Here is a 10,943-nt window from a genome sequence, read left to right on the forward strand (position 1 = left end):
GCCGCCCGGCCGGGCGGAGGCGTGCTCCGTCCTGGCTCCCCGAGAGGGTACCCGTGCTCACTTCTTCATCACCGCCTGCATGATGGCGGCGGCGATGGGGCCCGCGCCGTGCGCGCCGTCCCCCTTGCCCTCGGTGACCACGGCGAAGGCGTAACGCGGGTGCTCGACCGGGCCGAAACCGACGAACCAGCGGGCGTTCGGGATGTCCGAACCCTGCTCGGCGGTGCCGGTCTTGCCCGCGATGTCGTCGCCCTTGAGGTTGGTGGCGGTGCCCTCGGACACCACGGCGCGCATCATGTCCCGCAGGGCGCTCGCCGTGTCCGGCTTGATGGCCTGGGAGAACAGCTGCGGGGACGCCTTGTACACCTCGGACTGGTCCTTGGCGGTGGCGCGCTGCACCACGTACGGGCGCATGATCTTGCCACCGTTGGCGACGGCCTGGGCGACCATGGCCATCTGCAGCGGGGTCGCGCGGACGTTCTCCTGGCCGATGCCGGAGCGGGCCGTGCCGTCCTTGCCGGTCGGGATGGACTTGCCGGTCGACAGGTCGGGCACCGAGATCGGGACCTCGCTCTTGGCCGCCTTCATCAGCGGCTCGACCTGCACGTTCTGCCCGAACCCGAACTTGGCCGCGCCCGCGTTCAGCTTGTCGATGCCGAGGTCCAGCGCCATCTTGCCGAACGTGGTGTTGCAGGACTCGGCGAAGGCGCCCTTCAGCGAGGCCTGGCCCGCGCAGCTCCCGCCGTCGTGCGAGTTCGGCAGCGGCCGGCCCGACTCCGGCAGGATCAGCTGGCCGGACTGGACGGTGGAGCTCTCGGTCAGCCCGAGCTCCTCCATGCCGACCGCCGCGGTGACCGTCTTGAAGGACGAACCGGGCGGGAAGGTCTGCATCATCGCGTTGTCGATCAGCGGCTTGATGACGGTGGTGGTGTGGTCCAGCTCGTCCAGGCGCTTGGCGCCCTGGCTGCCGCGCTGCGGGGCCACCTCGTTCGGGTCGAACGCGGCGTTGGAGGCCAGCACCTTGATCGCGCCGGTCTTGATGTCGACCACGGCCGCGCCGGACCGCCGGGCCGTGCCGTTCACCAGCTGCTCGTAGGCGATCCGCTGCGCCTTCGGGTCGATGCTCAGGTCGACGTTGCCGCCCTCGGGCTTCTTGCCGATGAACTGGTCGAACCAGCGCTGGTGGGTGATCCGCTTGTCGGTGCCGGCGAGCAGCGCGTTGTAGGCGAGCTCGACCTTGTAGCCGCCGCCGTTGAAGAACCCGGTGACCGGGGAGAAGGCCTTGCCGTCCTTGTAGTTGCGGCCGTACTTCGGATTGTCCTTGCCGGTCGGGGTGGACCAGGCGAGCACCTCGCCGCCCGCGGTGATCTGGCCGCGCGGGTTGTTGAACACCTCGCTGATCTGGCGAGTGTTCTTCGGGTCCTTCTGCAGCTTCTCGGCCTGGGTGCCCTGGACGTAGTTCACCTGGACCATCAGCCCGAAGAACAGCAGCAGGGCGAACACGGCGACCCGCCGGACCGGCTTGTCCATGTTCACGACGCGGCTTCTCCTCGCTCGGGGGCATGGGGGCTACGGGAGGGGCGGGCCCGGAGACCGGCGTCCGGGCGGCGGGACGCGGGGCGGGGGCCCGGCCTCCCGGTCGGACGCCAGGTCATCGAAGGCTCACGATCTGGGTCATTCCCTCGTCCTGGATGGCCTGCGGCGCGGGCTTGCGCGCGTCGTGGCTCATCCGGACCAGGATCGCGATCAGGATCCAGTTCGCCATCAGCGACGACCCGCCCTGGGACAGGAACGGCGTCGTCAGACCCGTCAGCGGGATCAGCTTGGTCACCCCGCCGACGATCACGAACACCTGCATCGCCAGGACGAACGAGACACCGCCCGCGAACAGCTTGAGGAACGGGTCGCGGGCGGCGACCGCGGTCTTCATGCCGCGCTGGACGATCAGCGCGTACATCAGCAGCAGCGTCATCAGGCCGGTGAGGCCGAGCTCCTCGCCCATGGAGTCGAAGATGAAGTCGCTGAACGACAGCGGCGTCTGCCACGGTTTGCCCTGGCCGAGGCCGGTGCCGAGCACGCCGCCCTGGCCGAGCGCGAACATGCCCTTCATGAGCTGGGCGCTGTCGGAGTACTCGCCGCCCATCTTCGTGCACGCCCACCAGCCGGGCCCGACCAGCCGGGTCTGCATCGCCGTGACCTTCTGCCCGGCGGCCTCCTGCTGCTGGGCCTTGGTCTCAAGGGTCTGCTTGGCCTGCTTGAAGATGTCGGTGTCCGGGTTGACCGGGACGACCTTGCCGTTGCTCATCAGGCAGCCGCCGTCGAAGTACGGCCGGGGGTTCTGCCAGATGTCGATGCGCTGGTTCACGTGCGCCATGAACGGCAGCAGCGTGACGACGAACACCGCCACGGCCAGCAGGCCCACACCGATCATCACCCAGGAGACCCGCTGGGTGGCGATGTACACCATCGACACGAACAGGCCGAAGTACAGCAGCGCGGTGCCGAGGTCCTTCTGCATGAACAGGACGCCGAGGCACAGCAGCCAGATCACCAGGACCGGGCCGAGGTCGCGGGCGCGCGGCAGCGACAGCGGGCCGACCTTCTTGCCGATCAGCGACATCGCCTGCCGCTTGTTCACCAGGTACCCGGCGAAGAACGCGACCAGCATCAGCTTGGCGAACTCGCCCGGCTGCACCGAGAAGCCGCCGACGTTGATCCAGACCCGGGCGCCGTTGATCTCCGCGCCGATGCCCGGCACGATCGGCAGCATCAGCAGGATGATCGCGCCGAGGCCGATGATGTAGGTGTAGCGCTGCGCGGTCTTCGGCGTGAACGACAGCTTCGCGTCCGGCTTGGTGGTGTCGCGCATGATCGCGATCGCGGCCACGAACAGCGCGATCCCGACGAACGTCCACATCAGCTGGCCGGGCGCGTCCGCCGCGTCCTTGATGACCTTCTTGCCGGCGACCTCCGCGGCCTTGCGGTCGGCACTGGTGTCCAGGTCGAGCCGGTAGATCATGGCGAGGCCGAGCCCGTTCAGCGCCACCGCGAGCGGCAGCAGCAGCGGGTCGGCGAACGGCGCGAACCGCAGCTGCGCGACGTACGCGATCAGGGCCAGGACGACCAGGCCGCCGCCGTAGCCGAACAGGCCCGCCGGGATGGAGCCGTCACGCGCCAGGCCGACCTCGGCGAACGCCGCCAGCGTCAGCACCATGGCGAACACCAGCAGCGCCAGCGACGCCGCGTTGCGGCGCTGGTACGGGATCTGGGCCCGGATCTGCTCCCCGAGTGCGTGCATGCGCTACGACCTGCCCCTCGACGGCGCGGGGCAGTCCTTGATCGCGGGGTGCGCCCCCCGACACTGGTCCACCCGGGCGGACAGCTCGGCGATCTTCCGGTCCGCCGCGGCCACGCCGATGTAGGAGAACTTCCCGTCGCGGACGGAGTTCTGGTCGGACGTCGGAAGCTCGGCCACCGTGATCGTGCCCGGCCGGACGGTCGTCGGCGAGCAGTCGTTCTGCTCGACGCCGCGCCGGACCGCGACCTTGCCGCCCTCGTCGCGCAGGCTGTACCGGCACACGGCGCGGGCCAGGTCGTCCAGCGCGGACGGGCCCTTCACCGTGTAGGTCGCGCGGACGGCCTGGGCGCGGTCCTGCGGGAGGTCGGAGACCTTGATCGGCGGGTTCGGCTGCCGGTCGGCCTTCCGGGACAGGCTGATCAGGGGCATCTTCTGGGTGGTGCCGCGGAACAGCACGACGTTGCCGTTCTCCTCGCCGACGTAGTAGCCGGCGCGGGCGGTCTGGACGAAGAACACGCCGCTGCCGGCGACCGCGACGACGAACACGCCCGCGACGACGACGAGCCACAGCCAGCGGCGCGGGCCGCGCTGCGCGCGCTTGGCGGCGCGGCGCTCGCGGCGGCCGGCGGGCTGGAACTCCGGCTCGGCCGCGTACTGGTGCGGCTCCTGGTAGCGCGGGTCGGGAACGGTCGCCTGCGGGCCCGTCCCGCCGGGCCCGCCCTGCGGGGGGCCGGGGTGCTGCATCGGCGGCGGCATCTCGTCGACCGCGACCGGCTGCTGCGGCATCGTGTCGCGCAGCTGCGCGGCGCGGCTCGCCGGAGTGTCACCGGGGCCGCCGGGGCCTCCCGGGCCGCCCGGTCCTCCCGGACCGCCGGGCCCGCCGGGCGCGTTCGGGTCGCCGGGGGCCTGCGCGGGGGCCGCGTTCGCCGCCGCGCCGACGGCCCGTCCGGGGCCCGGCTGCGGCGGCTGGTTGCCGAGCTCCACCACGTCCGCGCAGACGCAGGTGATGTTGTCCGGCCCGCCGCCCCGGTTCGCCAGGTCGATCAGCTGCCGGACGGCCTGGTCGGGCTCGTCCGCCTCGGTCAGGACCTGGAAGATCGTCTCGGCGGTGACCACCGTGGACAGCCCGTCCGAGCACAGCAGGTAGCGGTCGCCGGGCTTGGCCTCGCGCAGCGACAGGTCCGGGTCGATCTCGCCCCGGCCGTCCATCGCGCGCAGCAGCAGCGAGCGCTGCGGGTGCGAGGCGGCCTCGTCCGGGCTGATCCGGCCTTCGTCCACCAGCGACTGGACGAGCGTGTGGTCGTGCGTGATCTGGAACAGGCTGCCGTCGCGCAGCAGGTAGGCGCGCGAGTCGCCGATGTGGACCAGCGCGATCTGGTTGCCCGCCCACAGCATCGCGGTGAGCGTGGTGCCCATGCCCTGCAGCGCCGGGTCGGACTCGACGATGCGGTGCAGGTTCTCGTTGGCCGCCTTGACCGTGTGCTCGAGCGCGGCGAGCAGCTCGGTCGCCGGCATCGCCTTGTCCAGCTTGCGGATCTCGGAGATCGCGGCGGCGCTGGCGATCTCGCCGCCGACGTGGCCGCCCATCCCGTCGGCGACGGCGAGCAGGTGCGCGCCCGCGTAGCCCGAGTCCTCGTTGCCCTCGCGCAGCATGCCCACGTCGGACCGGGCGGAGTAGCGGATTCCCAGAGTCATTTGCGCAGCTCGATCACGGTCTTGCCGATACGGATCGGGACGCCCGGCGGCACCGGCATCGGCCGGGTCACCTTCGTGCGGCCCAGATAGGTCCCATTGGTCGAACCGAGATCTTCCACGATCCACTGGCCGTCCTGCGCGTAAAGCCGGGCATGTCGGCTCGAAGCGTAGTCGTCGGTCACCACGAGGGTGGAGTCGTTCGCGCGCCCGATGGAGATCGGCACCCCGGTGAGGTCGATGACGGTGCCGGTCCGCTCACCCTGGACCACCACCAGCCGGGACGGCGCCCCGCCGCCCCGCTGGCCGCCGTGTTGCGGCGGCCCCTGGGGCGCTGCCTGCGGTGCTCCCTGCGGGGGCCGCGCGGCGGCCTTGGTCGGTCGCTGCTGGGCGGCCCGCGCGGCCCGGTCCGCGGCGCGTCCGGCGGCCTTCGTCGCGGCCTTCGACCCGAACAGGTCGGCGCGGACGACTCCGACGGCGGCGATGACGAACAGCCAGAGCACCGCCAGGAACGCCAGCTTGATCAGCGTGAGGGTGAAGTCGGACATCGGAGTCGGGGTTACTCCCTATCGCGGCGGAACACGAGTGTGGTGCGCCCCATCGTCACACGGGAGCCGTCCACGAGGGTGACCCTCCGGATCGGCTGACCGTTGACGAAGGAACCGTTGGTCGACCCTAGATCGACGAGCACGATCTCGGGACCTTCAACACGGATCTCGGCATGGTGCCGCGAAACCCCCGGATCCACCAAACGAAGGTCGCAGTCGGTGCCCCGGCCGAGCAGGGTCACCGGGGTGTTGATCTCGTAGGTGCTCTGGTGCGCCGGGCCGTTGTCCATGGTGGTGGTGACCAGCAGCCGCGGGTTCCCGCCGAACGCGCCGCCGGGGGCGCGGGGGTAGTCCGACGGCGGCCGGCGGATCTCCCCGCCCTCCACCGTCGAGCCGCGGATGACGCCGGACCGGATCCGGAACATCCCGGTCGCCAGGTCGTCGGCGTTCTCGAAGCGGACCCGCACCGGGCCGACGAAGGAGTACCCCTGCTCCTTCGCGTACTCCCGGGCGAGGTTCGCCAGCTCCTGGCTCAGGCTGTCGGCGTACACCTGGAGCCGCTGGCCGTCCTGCTGCGAGATCTCCACGACGAAGTCGTTCGGCACCAGGGTGCGTCCCGCCGCGACGATCGCGGCCCGGTCGTCCATCTCGCGCTGCACGGCACTGGCCACCTCGACCGGCTGGAGCTCGGACTTGAACGCCCGGGCGAAGGCACCTTCGACCATGCCCTCGAGCCGTCGCTCGAAGCGCTGAATGACGCCCACGGGCACCTCCCTTCCCCACTGGTAGACGATCGTATCGGTGTCAAGGTTCGCTAGAAGTATCCGGTTGCCGGACCACCCCCTGAACCGTGCTAATCTCTTTCTGCACCCGGAAACGGGGCGACACCCGGGGCGGGTGGCGGAACGGCAGACGCGCACGGTTCAGGTCCGTGTGTCCGAAAGGATGTGAGGGTTCAAATCCCTCCTCGCCCACGTAGTACCTAGGACCAGTGTGCTCGCGGAAAGCGCGGGCCGCTGGTCCTACGTCGTTTTTCCCGAGGGGCGACCCCCGGAACCCCCGGCTGTGGGGGGCTTTCGCCCCCCACGCCCCCCTTGTGGCCGGGCTTGCCGGGGATGTGCCGGCTTCTGCGGGGCCGGCCCCTTATCGGCTTCGCCGAGCTCGCCCTTCGGGCATTGCCGGTGCTGCGGGCCTCTAGACCACTTGCAGGTTGGCCATCATTCCCATGTCCTCGTGTTCCGCGTTGTGGCAGTGGAAGAGGTAGCGGCCCCGGTAGCCGTCGAAGCGGGTGATGATCTCCGCGGCCTCGCCGGGGCGCAGGGAGATGGTGTCCTTCAGGCCCGCGTCGTGGGCGAGGGGGCGGCGGCCGCTGCGGGAGAGCACCTGGAAGCCCACCAGGTGGAGGTGGACGGGGTGGTGGACGTCGGCGACCATCCGCCAGACCTCGACGTCGCCCAGGCGGACGGTCACGTCGGTGCGGGCGGGGTCGAACGGCTTCCCGCCGATGAGCCAGCCGTGGCCGCCGCCCATGCGTCCGGCGCGGAAGGAGAAGTCGCGCACGCGGGCTGCGTCCGAGCGGCGCCAGACCGGCAGGTCTCGGGCGAGGACGCCGGGGACGCGGCTGCCGTCCTTGGCCGCGCGGGCGACGCGGAAGGCCATGACGTCGCGGGTGCGGCCGGTGCCGATGCGGTTGATGATCCTGACCCGGCTGCCGACCTTGACGGCGGCGAAGTCGACGACCACGTCGTAGCGTTCGGCGGGCGCGATCGGCAGGGACCGGTGGGCCACAGGTTTGGCGAGAAGACCCTGGTCCGCGCCGATCTGGACGAGTTCCAGCCGGCGTCCGTCGTCGGTCACGGCTTCGAGCTCGTAGTGGCGGGCGTTGGAGGCGTTCAGGAGGCGGAGGCGGTACTTGGCCCCGTCGACCTCGTGGAGGGGCCACGGCGCGCCGTTGACCAGGATGACGTCGCCCAGGACTCCGGCGAGGTAGTCGTCCTCGACGCCGGGCCGGCCGCGCAGTGCGGGGTCGAGGGAGGGGTAGCGGAGCGTCCCGTCGGCGGCGAACGCGCGGTCGGTGATCACGAGGGGCAGTTCGCGCGGGCCGGCGGGCAGGCCGAGCGCCTCCTCGGCGTCGTCGCGGATGATGTGCAGGCCGGCGAGGCCGCGCCAGATCGCGGGCGCGGTGAAGTCCATCCGGTGGTCGTGGTACCAGAGCATCGTGGGCCGCTGGTCGGACGGGAAGGTGTAGTCCCGCGTCAGCCTGCTCTCCACCGCGTGCGGGTCGCGCATGTCCCCCATGCCGGGCATCCCGTGCATGCCGTGCGCGGGTTCCCGCCAGTCCCGAGGAAGGACGAGGTCGGTCGGGTAGCCGTCGGAGGACGCCGGGGTGCGTCCGCCGTGCAGGTGGACGACCGTCGGCACCGGCAGTTCGTTGCGGTGCGTGACGGTGAGGGGGCGGCCGCGGCGGGCCTCGATCGTCGGGCCGGGGAAGGTGCCGTTGTACGTCCAGAGCGGTGTGCGGACCCCGGGCAGGATCTCGGCGGTCGTCTCGCGCTGGGTGATCTCGTAGCGGTCGATCCCGCCCGTTGTGCTGACCGGCTTCAGGACGGCCGGGAGCGGTAGCGGGGTCTGGAACGGCGGCGGCAGCGGGACCTTGCTGCCCAGTTCGGCGCCAGTGCGCGGCGGACGGCGGGTCAGGGCGTTCGCGGTCGTCAGCCCGGTGAAGGCCACCAGACCGAGGGCTCCGCCGATGCCGAGGACGCGGCGCCGGGCCATGGCGTGGTCACTCACCGGCGGCCTCCTGGAGGGTGAGCGCGCGACGCCAGACGTCCACGAACTGGACGACGAGCGCGGCGATGGTCGCGACACCGAGCGGGAGGTGCAGCCACAGCGCGCCGGCCGTCCCGGCGAAGTACTGGACTGTCTCCGCCGCCACGAGGGCGAGCGTCGCGAGGAACGGCCAGGCGCGGCGGGCGCGGACCCACACGACGATCGCCACGATCAGCTGCACGTACCCGAGGGACGTGGTGGCGTTGGCTCCGGCCGCGTGCAGGCGCAGCCCGTCGAAGCCCCCGCTCAGCAGGACGCCGGCGAACACCGGCTGGCCGAAGATCACCACCAGGTGCGCGCTGACGACGGCTCTGTAGACCCACCATGAGGGCCGTGCGGCGGCCATGGCGCCCCTCCTTACTTCTGTCTCTTCCGTGAACTCGATGACGTTATGACTCCTCGGTACTGCTGTCTGAGATCAATATCGCTATGGTGGTATGACGCCGCGCGCATGGAGGAGGAGCAGTGGACCTGAACACGCTCAGGCAGTTCCTGGTGGTGGCGCGGCTGGAGCACCTCAGCCGCGCGGCCGAGGAACTGCGCGTCGCCCAGCCGTCGCTGAGCCGCACCATCGCCCGGCTGGAGGGCGAACTCGGCACGCCCCTGTTCGACCGGGCCGGACGGCTCCGGCTGAACGACACCGGCAAGCTGTTCCTCGGCTATGTCGAGCGCTCGCTCGGCGAGCTCGACGCGGGGCGGCGGGCGGTCGCCGAGGCCGCGGGCGAGGGCTTCGGGAGCGTCCGGCTGGCGTCGGAGACCCTGCTCACCTTCACCGGGCCGCTCGCGGCCTACCGGAAGGCGCATCCCGACATCGAGGTCGAGCTGTACCAGCTCGCGGCGGCGGAGATGGCCCGCCGCCTGACGGCCCAGGACGTCGACCTCTGCGTCTCCTCGTACCCCATCCGCGCCGAGGGGCTGGAGTCCGTCCGGCTGCTGGACGAGGCCGTATGGCTGGCCGCGCCGCTGGACCATCCGCTGGCGGACCGCACGTCGGTGACCGTCGAGCAGATCGCGGACCAGCCCTTCGTCTCGGCGCACCGCGGGCACTGGGGCCGCCGCCTGCTCGACCGGCTGTTCGCGGCCCGGGACCTCGCGCCGAGGATCGTCTGCGAGGCGGACGAGGCGAGCGCCATCGCGGAGATGATCATTGCCGGGCTCGGCGTCGGCCTCGTCCCGGACCTCGCCCGGCGCTCGGCCGCCGGCGCGCCCGTCGCCTGGATCGCCGTCGACGACCCCGAGTGCCGGCGCGTCCTCAGCCTGTACTGGGGCGCGGGAAGCCACCTGTCCACCGCCGCGCGGCTGATGCGCGCCACCCTCACGAGCTGGGACTGGGGCGGAGGGACGGCGGCGGCCTGACATCCCGGGGTGCTGTGCCGTCGTATCAGCGCAAGCCTGGAACCACGGGAAAGGGTGATCGCGATGGCTTCACAGCAGGAGACCGAGGTCAGGGGACGGATCGACGCGATCGTCGAGGGCATCCGTGCCAAGGACATCGAGGCCCTGGAGCGGCTGTACGCGGCGGACGTCGTGTCCTTCGACGTCGAGCCGCCGCTGCAGCACGTCGGCGTCGAGGCGAAGATGAGGAACTGGGCCAAGGTGTTCACCCTGTTCCAGGACGTGGCCTACGAGGTCCGCGACCTGGCGGTGACCGTGGGCGGCGACGTCGCGTTCGGGCACTGCTTCGGCCGCCTCAGCGGCACGCTGGCGGACGGGACGGCGGCGAAGGGCATGTGGGTGCGCGCCATGTTCTGCTTCCGGCGGACCGGCGGCGACTGGATGATCGTGCACGACCAGGCGTCCGTGCCGTTCGACTTCCCGACCGGCAGGGGCGTGACCGACCTGGAGCCGTGACCGGCCCGGCGCCCTCCAGGTCAGCCGGACAGCGCCCTGACCAGCCCGGACTCGTAGGCGACGATCACGAGCTGGGCGCGGTCGCGGGCCTGGAGCTTGGTGAGCAGCCGTCCGATGTAGGTCTTCACGGTGGCGAGGCTCAGGTGCAGGCGTTCGGCGATCTCGGTGTTGGACAGCCCGCGGGCGACGAGGACGAGGACCTGCCGTTCCCGGTCGGTGACGGCGTCCAGGCCGTCCGGGCGCGGAAGGTCCGGGCCGGGGCCGGGCTCGGGCCGCCGGGCGAACTCGGCGATGAGGCGGCGGGTCACGCTGGGTGCGAGGAGCGCCTCGCCCGCGGCCACGACGCGCACGGCGTCGAGGAGGTCGCCCGGCGGGGTGTCCTTGAGCAGGAAGCCCGCCGCGCCCGCGCGCAGGGCCGAGAAGACATGGGCGTCAAGGTCGAACATGGTCAGGATGATGACCCGGACGTCCCTGGTGTCCTCGGCCAGGCGGATGCGGCGAGTGGCCTCGATGCCGTCCATGTGCGGCATGCGGACGTCCATCAGGACGACGTCCGGGCACAGGGTGCGGGCGAGTTCGACGGCTTCCGTCCCGGTCGCCGCCTCGCCGACCACGGTGAGGTCGGAGGTGGTCTCGATGAGGGCGCGGAAGCTGCCGCGCAGCAGCGCCTGGTCGTCGGCGACCAGGACGCGGACCGCCTCGCTCACCGGCCGGTCCATCCGGGA

At 71.5% G+C, this 10,943-nt stretch carries 10 protein-coding genes and 1 tRNA gene; 3 read left to right on the plus strand and 8 right to left on the minus strand.

Annotation, left to right across the window (positions count from 1 at the left end; genetic code table 11):
• Window positions 1-57: 57 nt before the first annotated feature.
• From AB0J52_RS13750 to AB0J52_RS13770, 5 genes are all read right to left on the minus strand, one after another.
• Window positions 58-1,530 (minus strand): peptidoglycan D,D-transpeptidase FtsI family protein, encoded by a 1,473-nt coding sequence (locus AB0J52_RS13750; RefSeq protein WP_500181928.1) that lies wholly within the window; start codon window positions 1,528-1,530, stop codon window positions 58-60.
• A gap of 121 nt (window positions 1,531-1,651) precedes the next feature.
• Complete coding sequence (locus tag AB0J52_RS13755; protein WP_500181921.1) at window positions 1,652-3,298, minus strand: FtsW/RodA/SpoVE family cell cycle protein; 1,647 nt, start codon at window positions 3,296-3,298, stop codon at window positions 1,652-1,654.
• A 3-nt stretch (window positions 3,299-3,301) separates the two neighbouring features.
• Window positions 3,302-4,993 carry a Stp1/IreP family PP2C-type Ser/Thr phosphatase gene (locus tag AB0J52_RS13760; protein ID WP_500181922.1) on the minus strand — a complete coding sequence of 564 codons (1,692 nt, stop codon included), beginning with the start codon at window positions 4,991-4,993 and terminating at the stop codon, window positions 3,302-3,304.
• Window positions 4,990-5,538 (minus strand): FHA domain-containing protein FhaB/FipA, encoded by a 549-nt coding sequence (locus tag AB0J52_RS13765; RefSeq protein WP_500181923.1) that lies wholly within the window; start codon window positions 5,536-5,538, stop codon window positions 4,990-4,992. Before AB0J52_RS13765 ends, AB0J52_RS13760 begins: the two co-directional genes overlap by 4 nt.
• Before the next feature lie 11 nt (window positions 5,539-5,549).
• The gene (locus tag AB0J52_RS13770) at window positions 5,550-6,302 is read right to left on the minus strand and encodes an FHA domain-containing protein (RefSeq protein ID WP_117359288.1); all 753 of its coding nucleotides are present in this window, start codon (window positions 6,300-6,302) and stop codon (window positions 5,550-5,552) included.
• Window positions 6,303-6,429: 127 nt separating this feature from the next.
• Here AB0J52_RS13770 and AB0J52_RS13775 point away from each other — a divergent pair.
• A tRNA-Leu gene (locus tag AB0J52_RS13775) sits at window positions 6,430-6,512 on the plus strand.
• A 220-nt stretch (window positions 6,513-6,732) separates the two neighbouring features.
• Here the strand turns inward: AB0J52_RS13775 and AB0J52_RS13780 are convergent.
• Together AB0J52_RS13780 and AB0J52_RS13785 are read right to left on the minus strand one after the other, a co-directional pair.
• Window positions 6,733-8,328, minus strand: a complete 1,596-nt coding sequence (locus AB0J52_RS13780; protein WP_500181924.1) for a multicopper oxidase family protein — start codon at window positions 8,326-8,328, stop codon at window positions 6,733-6,735.
• Entirely contained in the window at window positions 8,321-8,713 is a 393-nt protein-coding gene (locus AB0J52_RS13785; RefSeq protein WP_500181925.1) for a hypothetical protein, read from the minus strand. Before AB0J52_RS13785 ends, AB0J52_RS13780 begins: the two co-directional genes overlap by 8 nt.
• A gap of 119 nt (window positions 8,714-8,832) precedes the next feature.
• Here AB0J52_RS13785 and AB0J52_RS13790 point away from each other — a divergent pair, with 119 nt between their 5' ends.
• Window positions 8,833-9,723: a LysR family transcriptional regulator gene (locus tag AB0J52_RS13790; RefSeq protein ID WP_500181926.1), complete on the plus strand. Its 891-nt coding sequence runs from the start codon at window positions 8,833-8,835 to the stop codon at window positions 9,721-9,723.
• Window positions 9,724-9,786: 63 nt separating this feature from the next.
• Window positions 9,787-10,218 (plus strand): YybH family protein, encoded by a 432-nt coding sequence (locus AB0J52_RS13795; protein ID WP_500181927.1) that lies wholly within the window; start codon window positions 9,787-9,789, stop codon window positions 10,216-10,218.
• Window positions 10,219-10,238: 20 nt separating this feature from the next.
• On the opposite strand, the gene AB0J52_RS13800 is transcribed toward AB0J52_RS13795, so the two are convergent.
• Entirely contained in the window at window positions 10,239-10,937 is a 699-nt protein-coding gene (locus tag AB0J52_RS13800) for a response regulator (protein ID WP_500181929.1), read from the minus strand.
• Window positions 10,938-10,943 lie beyond the last annotated feature (6 nt).

Source organism: Spirillospora sp. NPDC049652, from assembly GCF_040675125.1.
In the GTDB taxonomy this organism is placed as follows: Bacteria; Actinomycetota; Actinomycetes; order Streptosporangiales; family Streptosporangiaceae; genus Spirillospora.